Origin of the sequence: Nostoc sp. CALU 1950 (assembly GCF_051172895.1) — a bacterium.
Classification (GTDB): Bacteria; Cyanobacteriota; Cyanobacteriia; order Cyanobacteriales; family Nostocaceae; genus Nostoc; species Nostoc edaphicum_A.
This window is the reverse complement of sequence record NZ_JBDNJQ010000180.1, coordinates 1-15,935: the sequence shown is the minus strand read 5'-3', so window position 1 is coordinate 15,935 and position 15,935 is coordinate 1. Positions and strand designations below refer to the sequence as shown.

Here is a 15,935-nt window from a genome sequence, read left to right as displayed (position 1 = left end):
CAATAGGCAATAGGCAACAGTCAAGAAGGCTTCTTAGTTGTACTGAGTTTTTTCAAAAATCAAATATGAGTCCTATATGTTGTTACAGCAGGTTCCATTTATTTAAATGATCTCTGTCGTAAGGGTACAGCATTGCTGTGCTATTACTGTATGATTTAAACACAATACGTTTCAGTTAAGGGTTATTAGTGTAGATAATTGGTCTTTCAAGACGCGATGAATCGCGTCTCTACATCAGGGTTTTGGACTTATCTGAACTGTATTGATCTATAACAGGTTACTTCATATCATAGCCAAACAAATTCGGGTCTACTTCTCCTAACTGCAACTCTGCTAAACCATACTCTGCCCATCGTCTCTCTACCATCGCCGCCACCTCTGGGTCAGATTCCAAAGGTGAACCCCATTCATGGTCTGTTTCCGGCGGAATTTTTGTAGTTGCATCAATTCCCATACGTCCACCTAAGCCAATCTTTTCACTGGCAAAATCCAAGGTATCAAAAGGTGTATTCGGCAGAATAAAGACATCCCGCACTGGGTCAACTTTGGAACTAATCGCCCACACAACTTGACGCGGATCACGAATATTTATGTCTTTATCCACAACAATTACAAATTTTGTGTATGTAAATTGTGGTAAAGCACTCCAAAATGCTAAAGCAGCTCGTCGCGCTTGTCCCGGATATGCTTTATCTATGGAAATAATCGCCGCTTTGTAACTCAAAGCTTCCATTGGTAGGAAGAAATCGACAATTTCTGATACTTGTTGCCGCAGAATGGGGGTATAAATGCGATTTAGTGCGATCGCCATCATCGCTTCTTCTTTAGGTGGACGACCGCTAAATGTTGTTAAGTAAATGGGATTTTTCCGGTGTGTCATACACTCAAAGCGTACCAACGGCGAATCCTCCACGCCGCCGTAATAACCCATGTGGTCGCCAAAAGGCCCATCGGGTAAAACTTCTCCTGGTGTAATCGTCCCTTCCAAGACAAATTCGGAATCTGCGGGAACTTCCAAATCGACGGTTTTACATTTCGCCAACTGCACACCAGAACCGCCGTAGAGTCCAGCAAACAGCCATTCTGATAAATCTACAGGTATGGGTGTGGCAGCTGCCATAATAATTAGAGGATCAACACCAAGTGCGATCGCAACTTCTAATTTCTTCCCACGTTCGGCCGCTTTTCGCAAATGCCTGGCCCCACCCCGCACCGATAACCAGTGAACCGTCATCGTATTCTTGGATTGCAGTTGTAAACGATACACACCTACATTTGGTGTCCCCGTCTCACAATCTTTGGTAATTACCAATCCCAGCGTGATAATCTTGCCAGCATCACCAATATAAGGACGTATCAAAGGCAACTTATTTAAATCTAAATCATTACCTTGAAGTACAACTTGCTGACAAGCAGGGAAAAAATCCCGTCCTGGTTTCGCCTTCACCACGTCAAACAATACTTTTCCAAAATCTATCGCCTGGGAAATCTTCTTCGGCGGTTTTGGCTGTTGCAGCATACTGAGTTTTTTCCCCAGAGTTTCCAATTCCTCTGGATGCTGCATATTCATCGCCCAGCAAATCCTTTCCACAGTTCCCATCAAATTCACCGCCACCGGGAAAGAAGCGCCTTTGACGTTTTCAAACAACAACCCTGGGCCACCTTTTTGCAGCATCCGGTTGGAAATCTCAGCAATTTCTAAATCTGGGTCAACTAAAGCTGAAATTCGCCGTAATTGTCCTCTTTCTTCCAAAATTTTAATGAATCCCCGTAAGTCTCTCGCCATTGTTCTAATAAAGCTGATTGTTTAAGAAGTGTGAAGCGCTTTCTTATATTATGGGGCATGAGGCACTTGTACTGAGCTTTGCCGTTAGCACAGCCTCTCATAGAGAGCCTCTTGATTCTGACCGGAGCTAAGGTGATTTACAAGAATAAATATACCGATGCCGTTGGTTTCGACTTCGCTCAACCAACTGATAGATCGAGAGTTGAGCGAAGTCGAAACTCGCCAACACAGGTATTTTCTTTGTCGGAAATCACCTAACGGAAACGTCTCCGGCTCCGCTCCTGAATTCTGACTTCTGAATTCTTTTTCAATGGTTTTAATTGGAAATTAACCTATTTAGTAACTTTTCTTAACTGTGTTTCCCAAAGTATTTAGTTATTGTATCTAGGGATACGCAATTATTTTTTATAAATAAGCGCTAACCTAATCAAACATGGCCAGAATATACTATACCTTCCTGGCAGGTGGCCTTGTTATGTGGTTCCTGCTAGGTTTATTTGTTACAAGCTTAGGCTGTGCATTGCTTTTAGGTTTTTCTGAATTTTTGTTGGTTTTGTTCAACTAATAATGTTGACTTTACCAGTATCAATGTCGTAACAAGCGCCAACAATTTTTAGTTTATCTTCACGGAGCAATTTAGCTAAAATTGTTGAGCTTTCCTGCAATTTTTCAGTCTGATACTGAATGTTAGCTATAACCGCATCTTGCATATTATCACCAGTTCTGAACTTTACCCTTTCTACAGATGGTTTAATGCTCTCAATAATTAAACCAATTCTGCCAGGAAGTGGTTCGTTTTTGATTGCTTCTGCTACTGCACCACATCTTTTATGACCCAAAACTACAATTAACTGCGAACCCAATACGGTTGTAGAGTATTCCAGACTACCTATAACTGTGTCACTGACGACATTACCAGCAACTCGCACGACAAATAAATCTCCAAGTCCTTGATCAAAAACGATTTCCGCAGGTACTCTAGAATCTGCACAGCCTAATATAGCGGCAAACGGATACTGAGCTTTAGCAACTAATCGTAGACGTTCTAGTGATTGAGCGGGATATTGACGTTTTTGCTGGATAAATCTTTGATTACCATCCAGTAAACGTCTGATGGCTTCATTCGGACTGATTGGATTAGGGTTAACTGGGTGAATATCAGCAACAGCAGTTTGCTCTGAATTCCAAAAGCTATCACCAAAAGCAGTAGCCGCAATACCTACAACACTTGCAAATTTTAAGAAATCACGTCGCCCTACAAATCCATTAATTCGACTCATTAATCTAGCTGATAACAACAAAGCTGTTCTCAGGAAGATATCAGATTCAAGCAAGATGCAAGAGTACCTTTTTACACGATTTAAGAGTCATTTAATCTTCACATTAATCGTAACTTAGAACTTAAGTAGGTAGGCATAATTAAACATACAACAAAATTCTAGTTTGTAGTGAGCGATTCATAGCTAATAGAAAGTTTTATCAGGATTAAAGTCCTTACTACAAACTTGAACTTAGGACTTACGCACTGTACAACTTAATCATGGTATGAATATACGAAAATGGGTCGAAGAGTTACTACTGTCGGCAAATAATAAACTCAGGCAGCTACAGGTTAAATAAATGGTGCGATCGCTTTGATATGATCTCCTTGGCTAAGTGATGCCTGTCATCACCCGACTTAAATCTGTGTAAGTCCATTTGTACTATGTGTTTTCTGTTTGATTTCTAGCCAGTTGTGGTGAAGCGATGACGCTTGCGCTGCATCCACTTTAGGGTGGTTCGGAGAGCGTGGGCGTCAACAACTGGCCATTGGGTGGGGTTTTGAGACGGGAATTTATCCCTTGTAGAATTTTCTCAATTTCCCTGTAACCCTGTTGATATCTCAATTAAAACTGCAACAGAAAAATTTTGGATGCCAAATTGCCAAAAGCACTCAATGTAATTACTAATTCGTAATTTAAGAAACCAGTTAGTGCCATTAGAGTCAGAGACTTCTATACCCGGATTTCTCACCACACTTCTCAAAGCCTGCTCTTGAGCAGGGGAGAAGTTGCAGTAAGTTTTTCTCCTCTGCCCCTTTGCCCCTCTGCCCCTCTGCTCTATCAAACGTTTGAAGCTTGTGAGAAATGCGGCTATAGGTTGTATAGGTTGCAACCTTATGGTTTGGGTCTAAATACACATCCATGACGTAATCAAGAATTACGAATTGCTAATGGGGGTTCTGACAAATCCGGGTAATTTGCATTTTGGTCAATTTTTCCTGAATGATTGTCCTGTTTTACCTTTCTACTCGCTGTAGATGTGATTAGAAACGCAAGGATTATTGGGGAGAATTCTTTGAGCATCGAAAACGACGGTCGCGGCAGTGGCAGGATTTGTATTTAGTTATAGATAGCGTCGGCGCAGCCCACCAGAGGCATCGCTATCGCCTGATGAAGCTCCCTTATGAAGCTGGTGTTATGTTGAATGGGGCAAGAGTGATTAAAAAAGATTAATGTCTCTTACCCGCTCCTAGATATAGCTCACCCACTTTCGGGTCATTCAACAATTCTTCACCAGGGCCGGAGATCGCATCACGTCCCGACTCTAATACATATCCACGATTAGCCATCTCTAAAGCTTTACGGGCATTTTGTTCTACTAATACGATCGCAGTACCCGCTTGATTAATTTGTTTAATCTGCTCAAACACTTGTGTCACCAAGATGGGGGACAAAGCAGCAGATGGTTCATCCAAAATCAGTAAGCTAGGCTCCAACATTAAAGCTTTGCCCATCGCTAGCATCTGGCGTTCTCCTCCAGAGAGAGTACCAGCGCGTTGACGACGGCGATCGCTTAGTCTGGGAAACATAGTAAATATTTTATCTTTAATTGGTTTCAAAGGAACGTTAAGCACAAAAGCACCCATCTCCAAGTTCTCTTCAACACTGAGAGAGGGAAAGACATTGGCGATTTGCGGTACGTAGCACATTCCTCGTTGGACAATTTGATTGGACTTTAGCCCCACGATATTTTCACCTTTGAAGGTAATTGTGCCTGTGTGGGGGATCAAAAGTCCAAAAATTGCTTTTGCCAAAGTAGATTTCCCCGCACCGTTGGGGCCAATCACTGTCACCAATTCTCCTGCTGCAACCTGGAAATTCACGCCTTGCAGGATATCCACATCTTTGATGTATCCAGCGTGGACATTTTGAACGTCTAGTAAATAGTCATTTGTCATTGGTCATTTGTCATTTGTCATTGGTCAACAGTCAAGTCAAACATAACTATTGACTATTGACTGTTGACTATGGACTATTACGGAGTTTTTTGCAACTCCGGTCGTTCTTCTGCCAGAATTGCCCCTTCCACAGGGCAAACTTGGAGACATATACCACAGTCGATGCAAGTGGCAAAGTCAATCCAGTACCAATCAGTTCCCTTGGCATTTTTGCCTGGGCCATCATGAATACAAGCTACTGGACAGGCATCTACGCAGTCAGCGACGCCTTCACAGACTTCTGTAACAATCGTGTGCGGCATGTTCTCGATTCCCTCTTTTCTGTATCGGCTATTTCTAGCCTAGCAGGGGAGGGGAGAGCAGGGGGGCAGAGGGGCAGGGGAGCAGGGGAGCAGAGGAGAAGTTACAGTAAGTTTTATCCCCTCTGCCCCTCTGCCTCTCTGCTCCTCTGCGTCTTTCCCCATGCCCATTAACGCAATGATTCAATTTTTGGTGAACCATCAGCTTTGATCCAGGCAATTTGGGCTATGCTGCGATCGCGTGCGTATTGGCGAATAGCCTCTGCATCCCTTCCCCCCAAATCAATTTCTACCCGCACTAAATCAGTAGAATCTCTGAGTTTTTGCGCGTAGGCAAAGGCAAAGGCGTTAGCACTGGCTGTCTCTGGTGCTACTAACCAGTCACTCGCTGGGGTTGACTGTGGTAATTGCTGAGTAGATAACAAAACTTGGTATAAATCTTCGATACTGAGTCCAAAACCAATACCAGGTATGTTTTCTCCTTGGGGATGATATAGCCCTAACAGCTGGTCATAGCGACCACCCCGCCCTAAAACTCTGGCTTGGGATTCGGTATCATTGACAACTTCAAATACAATACCAGTGTAGTAATCTATGGTCTGGATGAGGCTGAGGTCTAGGATTAAAGGAAAATTTTTCTCTGATTCTAGTAATTCTACTAGGGATTTGAGGTTATTTACTGCCTCTCGCTGTTCTTCATCTAGATCCAAACTACTGACTTTTTGTAACACGTCTGCACTTGGCCCGCGCAAATCCATGATGATTCGGGCGCGATCGCGTAGTTTGTCACTCAGGGGTAAAGTATCTATAGTAATGCGGTCAAGATGAGCGATCGCACTGCGAACTTGATCTTGTAGATTAGCAGGAAAGGCACTCAGGAGCGATCGGGTAATTCCCGCCTCACCTAAAATTAAATGCCATTCTTGCAAACCCAATGCTGCCAAACAATCTGCTACTAACAGCAGTACTTCGGCATTCGCCAGCAATCCGCCAGTACCTAACAACTCCACCCCAGCTTGATAAAACTCCTGTTGGCGATTGTGTCTACTTTCCCAAGTGCGGCGAAACACATTGGCGTTGTAATACAACCGTTGCGGATAAGTGACACCTGCCATCCGAGTCACAACAGTACGAGCAATAGATGCTGTTAATTCTGGACGTAACCCTAATTCATCATCTTCGCCATTTTGTTGTAGTTGAATGACCATTTGACGCTGGATTGCTTCCCCCGCCATCAGGGTATCCATGCGCTCTAAAGTTGAGGTGATAATCCTGTGATATCCCCAACGGTGAAACACTTGCTGTAACCGATCTTCAATCCAGCGTTTTTTCTCCACATCCAAGGGCAATAAATCCCTGGCTCCCGCTGCTGGTTGATACACCATTATTTTTTCTTCCCACCAAACAAACCACCGAACAAACCACCACTACCAGATTTATCTGGTTGCTTATCTCCATTATTGGGGGATGAAGTCACCTTATGATCACTAGGTTGTTGTCCTAGAGCTTTATCTATTTTAGGTTTCCATTGCAGAGCTGTTTCGTCATTGGGGTCTAATTTTAGAGCATTGTCAAAATGGATTTTTGCCATTTTTAGCTGATTTTGCTTCAAATACACCATTGCAATTAAGCTATGACAGCGGCTATTTTTAGGTTCTAGCTTTAGGGCTTCTTGCAACTCTACTTTGGCTGAGGCAAATTGGTTTTTATCAATCAAAGATTGAGCGCGACGAACATACTGTTCTACAACCGAGTCTTCTTTTGGTGGCGCTGGTGGTGTGTTTTTTGGTGTATTTTGCTGAGGCGTACCTGATTGGACTTTGGGTTGAGCAGGTGGCGGCGGTGCTGCGGATGATTTACCTGCACTCCGCATTAAATACACTAAGTTCAACTCACTAACTTGGGCAATGACTTGCAGCACTTGCTCTAAAGAATCATATTGAGTTTGGGCTAGTTTTGCGATCGCACTTTTATAGAAATGATCGAGATTAGCCGCCTCGGTTAACTGTTTAGCCAACTCGGTGTTTAGAGTTACCGAAGTAGATTCTTGTACCAGGCGCTTGCCAATTTGCGACAAAATTAAAATATATTCCGTGCGAGTGCGATCGCCACAAAGTTTTTCGTAAGCAGGGTTAACCAGCTTTGATAAAAATTCGTTACCTAGCTGTTTTTGTTCAGCACTTTCAGTAAAACTACTATCCGGGTGTAAGCGGCGGGCGACTTGGAGATAGCGTTTGCGAATCTCTTTAACATCCGCATCAACTGGAACGCACAATACTGCGTGATGATCTATGAAATCATATTTAAATAGTCCACGATCTATTTTGAAAGACATATAGATTTTTTTGCACCAAAGGAGCGTTAGATTCCTCTTAGTTTACCCAAAGTCGGGAGGAAAGCCCCCATCAGCTACACCCATGCTGACAGTGGCGGAACTTGCAAAAGTTCGCTACTGAGGGAGTCGTGAATATAACCATTTGTAGCGAGAATTCTACCTGACTCAATTTTGGCAAGAGTCCCATTGTATGCGGTGACTTTGCCCCCGGCTTCTTGTACCAAAATTATCCCGGCGGCAATATCCCAAGGAGAAAGTCCCCGTTCCCAGTAACCATCGACACGCCCACAGGCAACATAAGCCAAATCTAGCGATGCAGAACCGCTACGTCTGACACCTTGAGTAAGATGGGTGAGGTGACTAAATTCTGCGTAGTTGTTATCAGAGGTTTCGCGCCGATCATAAGCAAAACCTGTTACTAGTAGGCTTTTACTAAGTTCAGATGTTTCTGAAACTTTTATAGGACGACGGTTACGCGTTGCTCCTAAGCCAGCAGCGGCACGGAATAACTCATTGTGAAATGGGTCAAAAATTACACCAACTTGTGGAATGCCATTAATTAATAGCCCGATGGAAACAGCAAAAAATGGGTATTGATGAGCATAGTTAGTTGTGCCATCTAAAGGATCTATTGCCCAGAGGTATTCATTCTCTTGATTACCGAATTTCCCTGATTCTTCAGCGAGGATAGAGTGCTGGGGAAAGTGACGACGCAAAATTTCTAAAATCAACTTTTCAGAGGCTTTATCAGCAGCGGTGACTAAATCACCAGGGCGTCCTTTTTCAATAATTGCGTCTTCTAACTTACCCAAGTAACCTTGCAAAATAGCGCCAGCAGCCAAAGCCGCTTCCGTAGCAATATCTAGAAAAATTTGTAGATTTGTCATTTGTCATTTGTCATTTGTCATTGGGCATGGGGCATTGGGCATTGGGCATTGGTTATTAATTCTTCTTCACTTACTCACTCCCCTACTCTCCTCCACTCTCCCCCTCAGCACTCAGCACTCAGCACTCAGCACTAATTAAAGATTTTGGCGGCGAAACTCAGCGGGAGTGAGGCGCATGGGTTTTTCTGGTTTCCAGATTCCTTGCCCCATGAGTCTAGCCCATTGTTGGGCACGTTCTAAACGCTGGTCATATTTGTGGTTAGGCGATCGCCCCACAAACATTGCATTCCCTTGTTTGACTAATTCTTCATTCAATAACACCTTATTTTTCCATACATAAGCTAGAGTTCGCCCGATTTTGTCTTTTGCTTCTAAATCAAACTCCAGCGTTACCGACTGTTCTGCACCACCAATTAGATTCTCTAACTGCTCTTTTGCTGCTTCGCCCCAAGGCCGCTGTCGCAAATCTGGTGCATCAACACCAACTAACCGCACTTGGGAAATCAAATTTGGTTGTTCAGCCATGCCTAAAACTTCTAAACTCTGCCCACTAACTACCCGCGCTACTTTCACCTGAGCCTCATTGTTTGGCAGCTGGTTTTTGCCTTGGCAACTCACCAAGAGCAATAAGCAAACCAAAATAGCTATTTTTCGTACCCAGTCACCAAAATGTACAGACATCAGAAATTTGGTGATTTTGAATTGTTTATCGAGACAGAATTCTGAATTCTGACTCCTGAATTCTTCTTCATTCCTCATCTAAGGGTAAACCCGCTTTAATTTTCCCCCTAGCAAAATAGCGTCCAAACTGGAGTTCGTAGACTTCATCTTCGTCTTGTGTCTCCACTTCCAAGTCAGAACGGGGATAACTCACACACAACAAGGCATAACCTTGCCGACGTAAATCTGGCGACAATCCGATCGCCTCTGGTTGATAAATTTCTCCTGACAAAACTCTCACAGCACAAGCGGTACAAGCCCCGTTACGGCAGGAAAACGGTAGTTCTACCCCTTGTTTTTCGCCAGTGTGCAGGATGTAGCGGTCTTCGGGTACTTGTAAGGTATATGTTTTGCCAGTGGCGCGATCGCGAACTCTAATTGTGTATGTACGGGACATCTGGATTTGCGTTGTGGGATTAGGACTTTCAGATTCAATCTAAAATATCTTTCTTTATCTTTGCATTTTCTGGGATTCTATAGTATGATCGTAACTTGTGGCACCTGGAGAGGTGGCCGAGTGGTTTAAGGCGCAGACCTGGAAAGTCTGTTTAGGGAAACTTAACGGGGGTTCGAATCCCCCCCTCTCCGTTTTCAAACCTAGTCTCAATATATAGTTTGAACCAGATTTCTACAAATAGTAAGGTTCAGAAAAAAGCGCAATTTTGCCAAAGATATTCTTAAATTCTCTTAAACAAGCTACGCACAACTTTCCATAGCTAAACTGTTCATAGATGAACTGATCATGCAAGTTTGTGATTTTTTTTGCTTTGGCGTAATGCACTCTACCAAAACTACTACTAAAAATAGAAGTTAGAATACACTTGCATCAAGCTTAGGTGGATCTTTGCTGCTTGTGCTGGCGTAATTCCTCTACTATATAGTCTTCCAGTTCTTGTCTTTCCCTTTTACTGGCATTTCGTTGATAAGTTCTTCCTGTTTCTTGGATAAACTTGCGTTTCTCGCTTGGAGAAGATTTGAGTTTACCTCCAGTTCCTTGGAGCTTTTGTTGTAATTCTTCCCAAGTCTTTTCACCCACACTTTCACCTAGTTTGACCAGTACCTTTGGTAGTAATATTCTGGCCTCTCTTTGAAAATCGTCTTCTGTTTCCAGGGAAGCTAAATCTATATTGCTGAAGTCGATATCGATTTGAAACTTACTCATAGAATTGTGTTTGTTCTTTTAACGATTATTACCACAATCAGGAGAAGATAGGTTTTACTTTTCTGTAAATCCTAGATAGGATACGAAGATAGCATGATTGAGCAGCTAGTAGATGGCAGGTTGTATTGAATTTGTTAACTTAACACTGACAAGTATCGCCAATGCTTTGTGCGTGGGCATTTTCCTTGCTTGAACCCATGAAATGAACAATATGGAAGCTTTCGTCACGAATTTGACGACTGTACTTGCGACGGCAGTTGATATCTTCACTGGCATTATCATTGGTATCGCTGTTTTGGAAGCCGTAATCAAGATCCTAGTTTTTTTATTTAGCCGCCGTAAAAAGCTGAATGATGCTAAAGAGGAAATTCGCTTAGGGTTGGGTATGTGGCTGGCTCTTTCCCTTGAGTTTGCACTGGCTGCTGACATTTTACGTAGTACGATCGCTCCAACTTGGGATGAAATTGGTAAACTTGCTGCCATCATTGCACTACGAACTATTCTGAATTTCTTTTTGGCAAAAGAAATTGAGCAAGCAAAGACTAAAAAGAACAATATTAAGGATGAATCTTTTTAATTTCTCTGTATGGGCAGCAATCATCCAGTTGTTAGGTTCTTTAGCGATCGCTGGTTATGTCATTGCTGCAATCTTTTCTCTAGTTATCAAGTGTAATGTTTACCAGGCAAGGCTTATAGTCGCAGAAGGAGTGCTGACAAGTTTGAGCTTTATGGTTGCAGCAACTTTGTTAAAGACCATTAACCTGCAAACTTGGAGACAAATTCTGGTCTTTAGCGTTATCCTATCACTCCGCATCTTTCTTAAGAAGTTATTTGCTTGGGAGAAAATGCAAATTTTGACAATTAAATCTCACGTTTAATGAGTTAAATAAGTTTTTACAAATGATTTAAGACTGCTATATCAGAAGGATTTTACATATAGTTAATGCTTGCATAACCAGGTTAGTAATATTAAAAATGCTATCTTAAAGGCAAAGGTCATTTGCTCAAATTTTGAGGAAAACGCTATGACTACAACGCTCATAGAGGCTAATTCTATCGAGTCATTGCTAGGTAAAGAGGCAGAAGACCTGCTTACCTACAAAGCAAAAGTTTCTCGTGATTTACTACATTTGCCGGGGCCAGATTTTGTAGATCGAATCTGGCTCAACAGCGATCGCAACCCTCAAGTATTGCGTAATCTCCAGCTACTTTATTCTACTGGTCGTCTGGCAAACACAGGTTATTTGTCTATTTTACCAGTAGACCAAGGGATTGAACACTCAGCAGGTGCGTCTTTTGCACCCAATCCGATTTACTTTGACCCAGAAAATATTGTCAAGCTAGCGATCGCCGCAGGTTGCAATGCTGTTGCTACTACTTTAGGAACATTAGGCATAGTTTCGCGCAAATATGCCCACAAAATTCCCTTTATTGTCAAAATCAATCACAACGAATTGCTGACTTTCCCCAATCAATTTGACCAAGTATTGTTTGCTGATGTGGAACAAGCTTGGAATCTGGGGGCAGCCGCCGTAGGTGCGACAATTTACTTTGGTTCCGAGAATTCTACCAGACAAATCAAAGAAATCAGCCAAGCTTTTAAACGCGCCCATGAACTAGGGATGGTCACTATTCTCTGGTGCTATCTGCGGAATAATGCCTTTAAACAAGATAAAGATTACCACCTTGCAGCCGACCTCACCGGACAGGCGAATCATTTGGGTGTAACCATTGAAGCCGACATCATCAAACAAAAATTACCCGAAACTAACAATGGTTACGGTGCAGTTGCCAAAGCCAGTGGCAAGAGTTACGGCAAAACCGATGAGCGAGTTTACACAGAATTGACAACCGATCACCCAATTGATTTAACTCGTTACCAAGTGCTGAATTGCTACTCTGGGCGTGTGGGACTGATTAATTCTGGTGGCGCGACTGGGAAAAATGACTTCGCCGAAGCCGTTCGCACTGCTGTAATTAACAAACGCGCTGGTGGTTCAGGATTAATTTCTGGGCGGAAGACCTTTCAGCGTCCCTTTGAGGAAGGTGTGAAGCTATTTCACACCATTCAAGATGTTTATTTGTCGCCGGATGTGACAATAGCTTAGAGAATGGGGAGATGAGGGAGCACGGGGAGAAGAATTAATAACAAATGCCCCATGCCCCATTCCCCATTATTTTTTTCAGAACAGCTACCCCTCTCTAAAAAAGAGTTTTGTTTTCCTAATTATGTATTTTTTGAGTCTTGTTCTTTGTTTTTAGAGCCAGGGTTTCATCAAGCTGGATACCTTGTTGAGCAAGGCTTCCAAAAAATATTAAGCTACCAAAATAAGGGAAAAGACCTATAGACAGCAAGTTTACTAAAAATGAGGTGCGTTTGTCTTGTCTTTGTAGTTCTTGAACTATTAATTCTTGAGCGCGTGCTTCAATTTTCTTTTGACGTTCTATCGGTAGCTCTTTGATTTTGTCTCTCAAACTTTTCCCCATTGCCCCTTGAATCCTCCCCTAAATTTAAAAGATGACTTTTATATCGCGCATCAGCTTTTTTGATTAATTCTTTATAAAAACGCTTTTGGCCAACACCCGATTTATTACCTGCTACGAGTAAGATTGCTTGTCTTGTTGGGTCAAAAGCGAATGCTACACGCCAAACACCACCATTAGCGTTAAACCTTAACTCTTTCATATTCCTGTATTGGGAACCATTGAGTGTGTCAGCATGAGGACGTTTTAGCTGTGAGCCAAATGTTTCTAATAGCTTTGCTGTAGCTATTAGTTCATCTTGTACTTCTTCAGATAAATCCTCAAATTCTGATGCAAAATCATCATGAAATTCAACGTTCCACACTAATCTATTATTAATAATGAGACATATATTTTCAACAGTATACCAGGTCAATAAAAGAACTACCTACTTCATAGCCTTTCCCGACATCCCCAAAAAGCTCCTAACACAGAGCATTTAGCCCTTAGCCGCTTTATTTAGTTTTTCCCTGCTTAAAGCCTTCCCCACTAAGGAACTCTTCATTTATCAGCAACAGGATTTTATCTGTGGAATCTTGCCAATTCCCAGTTACCAATCCCCAACGAATTTAGAAAAAGCAAATCTTGGTAGGGATTCTGGGATATCCTTAGATAAGTGAAAGATTTGCCAAAAAAAAGTAAGAATGAAGCTGGCAGCAAGAGTAAGTCAGGTAACACCTTCATTAACCTTAGCGATCGCAGCCAAGGCTAAGGCATTGAAGGCAGAGGGAATAGATGTTTGTAGTTTTAGCGCTGGAGAACCAGATTTTGATACCCCAGCGCATATTAAAGCCGCAGCAGTAAAAGCTTTGGATGAAGGCAAAACCAAATATGGTGCCGCCGCCGGAGAACCAAAGTTAAGGGAAGCGATCGCCCGTAAGCTTAAAATTGATAACGGTCTTGATTACAAGTCAGAGAATGTCATCGTCACCAATGGCGGTAAGCATTCTCTATACAACTTAATGGTGGCGCTAATCGATCCAGGTGATGAGGTAATTATCCCTGCACCCTACTGGCTAAGTTATCCCGAAATGGTGACTTTGGTCGGTGGAGTTTCAGTAATTGTGCCCACAGATGCCACGACGGGTTATAAAATTACTCCCGAACAACTCCGTAAAGCAATCACGCCGAAGACAAAGTTATTTATCCTCAACTCCCCATCTAATCCCACAGGGATGGTTTACACGCCAGATGAAATCAAAGCACTGGCGCAGGTAGTAGTTGATGCAGATATCTTAGTCGTCTCTGATGAGATTTACGAAAAGATTCTCTACGACGGTGCAGAACATATCAGCATCGGTTCTCTAGGGAAGGAAATTTTTGACCGCACTTTGATCAGTAATGGGTTTGCGAAAGCTTATTCTATGACTGGGTGGAGACTTGGCTATTTAGCGGGGCCCGTGGAAATCATTAAAGCAGCGAGTACCATCCAAGGACATAGTACATCTAACGTATGTACCTTTGCCCAATATGGTGCGATCGCGGCTTTAGAAAGTTCTCAAGATTGTGTCGAAGAAATGCGCCAAGCCTTCGCCAAACGCCGACAGGTAATGCTAGACAGACTCAACGCCATTCCCGGATTGAGTACTGCAAAACCAGATGGCGCTTTTTATCTATTCCCTGACATCAGCAAAACCGGTCTAAAATCTCTAGAATTTTGTGACGCTTTGCTGGAACAACATCAAGTTGCAGTCATTCCCGGAATTGCTTTTGGCGCGGATGACAACATTCGCCTTTCCTACGCCACAGATATGGCGACGATTGAAAAGGGAATGGATAGATTAGAAAAATTTGTCAAGTCGCGTATTTAGTTAGTTGTCATTTGTGAGGAGAATTTACCAACTCTCCAATTTCTTAACTCCACCTTTCTTGACTCAAGAACAGGTGGAGTTAATTTTAAAGCTTAATATTTCGTTTTCCAAACTTGAAGTTTCAGAGGCTTTTAGTAAGACATCGCTTGTTTAATTGGTTCTAATTCATCCAAAGACAACTCTCGGAATTCGAGATAATATAAAATTGCTTCAATAGGATCTAGTGGTTCTATTGGGTAATACGTTTGCTCGTATGCCGCCACAAGCGTAGTTAAAACTTCCAAGCGGTCAAATTCTGATGTATTTGGTTCCGCATCAAACAATCTCTCAATTTCATCAAGTGCAGCACGATAATCAGCTTCGGTGCGGATGGCATAGGGTTCAAACATAGGTATTACTGCCTCGAATACTTATTGCATCTACGCTGCTGTATTCTTTGTTTTCTGAGTGGAAATTTTAGTAGTAATTTTGATGCAAGATTAAAAAAATCAGTCTATTCCGTTCTCAAAATACCTTTATTTAGAACCTATCAAACGCGGAAACGACCTGACTAATACAATTCCTCCAACCAAGGCAAAAATTGATCCTAAGCTGATAAACATAATAGGCAAAAACCATAAACTTAGCCAGGAATTGATCGTGGCAGAATTTGGCTTTTCAGGGCTGTATAGTATTTCTACCTGCTGACCTTTAGTAAATTCTGGTGGGTTGCTGCCTGAATTTGCTTCAAAAACCGTTGTTTCACCAGAGGAAGTGGTAAATTTCACCACTGGATAGTAGACATAAGAATAACGACCCTTATTATCAGTTGATGAACGTTGCACCAAATCAATTATTGTCCCTTGTACTGGGATTGCAGAGGTCACAAAGGAACGAGTATTCAGTCCAATAATTATGCCCGTGACGGCAATTATGCTGCCAACACCGCCGAATATTGAACCAAATATACGAAAAAATTTTGTATCTTCATTCATAGATGTTGAAAAGTTTGGTATTGCTAAAAGTGTTAATTTCAAATTTTATGTTGATATTTTTAAATTAGGTAAAAATCGGGGAGAACTAGGGGAGCGGCTAGAAGCGACTAGAGGTCGCGGCTACACAGACAAAACCCGCCTGCGCGGGTTAAAAACCAATATTCTTGGGTTAAGGGCTAATTGTACAAAATTGTGGGTTTTCGAGACGCGATAAATCG

Annotated in this window: 18 protein-coding genes and 1 tRNA gene; 5 read left to right on the top strand and 14 right to left on the bottom strand. The window is 42.3% G+C overall.

What is annotated here, in order from left to right; translation table 11 throughout:
* Positions 1-277: 277 nt before the first annotated feature.
* The 9 genes from ABF638_RS31825 to ABF638_RS31785 all read right to left on the bottom strand — a co-directional run bounded on the left by ABF638_RS31825 (position 278) and on the right by ABF638_RS31785 (position 9,644).
* A complete protein-coding gene (locus ABF638_RS31825; protein WP_069074183.1) occupies positions 278-1,786 on the bottom strand; it encodes a UbiD family decarboxylase in 1,509 nt (502 codons plus the stop codon).
* Positions 1,787-2,343: 557 nt separating this feature from the next.
* Positions 2,344-3,066: a carbonic anhydrase gene (locus ABF638_RS31820; RefSeq protein ID WP_069074184.1), complete on the bottom strand. Its 723-nt coding sequence runs from the start codon at positions 3,064-3,066 to the stop codon at positions 2,344-2,346.
* A gap of 1,211 nt (positions 3,067-4,277) precedes the next feature.
* Positions 4,278-5,006 (bottom strand): ABC transporter ATP-binding protein, encoded by a 729-nt coding sequence (locus ABF638_RS31815; protein ID WP_069074186.1) that lies wholly within the window; start codon positions 5,004-5,006, stop codon positions 4,278-4,280.
* A 77-nt stretch (positions 5,007-5,083) separates the two neighbouring features.
* Positions 5,084-5,308, bottom strand: coding sequence for an indolepyruvate ferredoxin oxidoreductase subunit alpha (locus ABF638_RS31810; RefSeq protein ID WP_012407913.1), 225 nt, complete (start codon positions 5,306-5,308; stop codon positions 5,084-5,086).
* 167 nt (positions 5,309-5,475) lie between these two features.
* Positions 5,476-6,690: an ATP phosphoribosyltransferase regulatory subunit gene (locus tag ABF638_RS31805; protein ID WP_435026845.1), complete on the bottom strand. Its 1,215-nt coding sequence runs from the start codon at positions 6,688-6,690 to the stop codon at positions 5,476-5,478.
* A complete protein-coding gene (locus tag ABF638_RS31800) occupies positions 6,690-7,640 on the bottom strand; it encodes a J domain-containing protein (protein ID WP_435026844.1) in 951 nt (316 codons plus the stop codon). Before ABF638_RS31800 ends, ABF638_RS31805 begins: the two co-directional genes overlap by 1 nt.
* A gap of 74 nt (positions 7,641-7,714) precedes the next feature.
* Positions 7,715-8,527, bottom strand: coding sequence for an inositol monophosphatase family protein (locus tag ABF638_RS31795; RefSeq protein WP_435026843.1), 813 nt, complete (start codon positions 8,525-8,527; stop codon positions 7,715-7,717).
* 135 nt (positions 8,528-8,662) lie between these two features.
* Positions 8,663-9,208: a thermonuclease family protein gene (locus ABF638_RS31790; protein WP_435026842.1), complete on the bottom strand. Its 546-nt coding sequence runs from the start codon at positions 9,206-9,208 to the stop codon at positions 8,663-8,665.
* Positions 9,209-9,275: 67 nt separating this feature from the next.
* The gene (locus ABF638_RS31785) at positions 9,276-9,644 is read right to left on the bottom strand and encodes a 2Fe-2S iron-sulfur cluster-binding protein (protein ID WP_069074190.1); all 369 of its coding nucleotides are present in this window, start codon (positions 9,642-9,644) and stop codon (positions 9,276-9,278) included.
* A 106-nt stretch (positions 9,645-9,750) separates the two neighbouring features.
* Between ABF638_RS31785 and ABF638_RS31780 the strand changes: the two genes are divergently transcribed.
* Positions 9,751-9,835: transfer RNA gene (locus ABF638_RS31780), tRNA-Ser, on the top strand.
* 244 nt (positions 9,836-10,079) lie between these two features.
* On the opposite strand, the gene ABF638_RS31775 is transcribed toward ABF638_RS31780, so the two are convergent.
* Complete coding sequence (locus ABF638_RS31775) at positions 10,080-10,409, bottom strand: hypothetical protein (RefSeq protein WP_069074198.1); 330 nt, start codon at positions 10,407-10,409, stop codon at positions 10,080-10,082.
* Positions 10,410-10,620: 211 nt separating this feature from the next.
* On the opposite strand from ABF638_RS31775, the gene ABF638_RS31770 reads away from it, so the two are divergent.
* The 3 genes from ABF638_RS31770 (at position 10,621) to ABF638_RS31760 (ending at position 12,517) form a co-directional block, all read left to right on the top strand.
* A complete protein-coding gene (locus ABF638_RS31770) occupies positions 10,621-10,986 on the top strand; it encodes a DUF1622 domain-containing protein (protein WP_435026841.1) in 366 nt (121 codons plus the stop codon).
* Positions 10,973-11,287, top strand: coding sequence for a DUF1622 domain-containing protein (locus ABF638_RS31765; protein WP_435026840.1), 315 nt, complete (start codon positions 10,973-10,975; stop codon positions 11,285-11,287). The genes ABF638_RS31770 and ABF638_RS31765 overlap by 14 nt, the downstream gene beginning before the upstream one ends.
* Before the next feature lie 147 nt (positions 11,288-11,434).
* Positions 11,435-12,517 (top strand): class I fructose-bisphosphate aldolase, encoded by a 1,083-nt coding sequence (locus ABF638_RS31760; protein WP_435026839.1) that lies wholly within the window; start codon positions 11,435-11,437, stop codon positions 12,515-12,517.
* A 115-nt stretch (positions 12,518-12,632) separates the two neighbouring features.
* Here ABF638_RS31760 and ABF638_RS31755 read toward each other — a convergent pair whose 3' ends face one another.
* Together ABF638_RS31755 and ABF638_RS31750 are read right to left on the bottom strand one after the other, a co-directional pair.
* Positions 12,633-12,884 carry a hypothetical protein gene (locus tag ABF638_RS31755; RefSeq protein WP_435026838.1) on the bottom strand — a complete coding sequence of 84 codons (252 nt, stop codon included), beginning with the start codon at positions 12,882-12,884 and terminating at the stop codon, positions 12,633-12,635.
* Positions 12,835-13,257: a type II toxin-antitoxin system RelE/ParE family toxin gene (locus ABF638_RS31750; protein ID WP_435026846.1), complete on the bottom strand. Its 423-nt coding sequence runs from the start codon at positions 13,255-13,257 to the stop codon at positions 12,835-12,837. Before ABF638_RS31750 ends, ABF638_RS31755 begins: the two co-directional genes overlap by 50 nt.
* A 319-nt stretch (positions 13,258-13,576) precedes the next feature.
* Here ABF638_RS31750 and ABF638_RS31745 point away from each other — a divergent pair, with 319 nt between their 5' ends.
* The gene (locus ABF638_RS31745) at positions 13,577-14,743 is read left to right on the top strand and encodes a pyridoxal phosphate-dependent aminotransferase (protein WP_435026837.1); all 1,167 of its coding nucleotides are present in this window, start codon (positions 13,577-13,579) and stop codon (positions 14,741-14,743) included.
* Between the two features lie 131 nt (positions 14,744-14,874).
* Here ABF638_RS31745 and ABF638_RS31740 read toward each other — a convergent pair whose 3' ends face one another.
* The gene (locus ABF638_RS31740; RefSeq protein WP_435026836.1) at positions 14,875-15,132 is read right to left on the bottom strand and encodes a helix-turn-helix domain-containing protein; all 258 of its coding nucleotides are present in this window, start codon (positions 15,130-15,132) and stop codon (positions 14,875-14,877) included.
* A 126-nt stretch (positions 15,133-15,258) separates the two neighbouring features.
* The gene (locus tag ABF638_RS31735) at positions 15,259-15,717 is read right to left on the bottom strand and encodes a DUF3592 domain-containing protein (RefSeq protein ID WP_435026835.1); all 459 of its coding nucleotides are present in this window, start codon (positions 15,715-15,717) and stop codon (positions 15,259-15,261) included.
* Between the last annotated feature and the right edge of the window lie 218 nt (positions 15,718-15,935).

Excerpts from the sequence above, each read along its gene's own strand:
- ABF638_RS31825 (WP_069074183.1), bottom strand. The coding sequence starts at position 1,786 with ATGGCGAGAGACTTACGGGGATTCATTAAAATTTTGGAAGAAAGAGGA.
- ABF638_RS31820 (WP_069074184.1), bottom strand. The coding sequence starts at position 3,066 with ATGAGTCGAATTAATGGATTTGTAGGGCGACGTGATTTCTTAAAATTT.
- ABF638_RS31815 (WP_069074186.1), bottom strand. The coding sequence starts at position 5,006 with ATGACAAATGACTATTTACTAGACGTTCAAAATGTCCACGCTGGATAC.
- ABF638_RS31810 (WP_012407913.1), bottom strand. The coding sequence starts at position 5,308 with ATGCCGCACACGATTGTTACAGAAGTCTGTGAAGGCGTCGCTGACTGC.
- ABF638_RS31805 (WP_435026845.1), bottom strand. The coding sequence starts at position 6,690 with ATGGTGTATCAACCAGCAGCGGGAGCCAGGGATTTATTGCCCTTGGAT.
- ABF638_RS31800 (WP_435026844.1), bottom strand. The coding sequence starts at position 7,640 with ATGTCTTTCAAAATAGATCGTGGACTATTTAAATATGATTTCATAGAT.
- ABF638_RS31795 (WP_435026843.1), bottom strand. The coding sequence starts at position 8,527 with ATGACAAATCTACAAATTTTTCTAGATATTGCTACGGAAGCGGCTTTG.
- ABF638_RS31790 (WP_435026842.1), bottom strand. The coding sequence starts at position 9,208 with ATGTCTGTACATTTTGGTGACTGGGTACGAAAAATAGCTATTTTGGTT.
- ABF638_RS31785 (WP_069074190.1), bottom strand. The coding sequence starts at position 9,644 with ATGTCCCGTACATACACAATTAGAGTTCGCGATCGCGCCACTGGCAAA.
- ABF638_RS31775 (WP_069074198.1), bottom strand. The coding sequence starts at position 10,409 with ATGAGTAAGTTTCAAATCGATATCGACTTCAGCAATATAGATTTAGCT.
- ABF638_RS31770 (WP_435026841.1), top strand. The coding sequence starts at position 10,621 with ATGGAAGCTTTCGTCACGAATTTGACGACTGTACTTGCGACGGCAGTT.
- ABF638_RS31765 (WP_435026840.1), top strand. The coding sequence starts at position 10,973 with ATGAATCTTTTTAATTTCTCTGTATGGGCAGCAATCATCCAGTTGTTA.
- ABF638_RS31760 (WP_435026839.1), top strand. The coding sequence starts at position 11,435 with ATGACTACAACGCTCATAGAGGCTAATTCTATCGAGTCATTGCTAGGT.
- ABF638_RS31745 (WP_435026837.1), top strand. The coding sequence starts at position 13,577 with ATGAAGCTGGCAGCAAGAGTAAGTCAGGTAACACCTTCATTAACCTTA.
- ABF638_RS31740 (WP_435026836.1), bottom strand. The coding sequence starts at position 15,132 with ATGTTTGAACCCTATGCCATCCGCACCGAAGCTGATTATCGTGCTGCA.
- ABF638_RS31735 (WP_435026835.1), bottom strand. The coding sequence starts at position 15,717 with ATGAATGAAGATACAAAATTTTTTCGTATATTTGGTTCAATATTCGGC.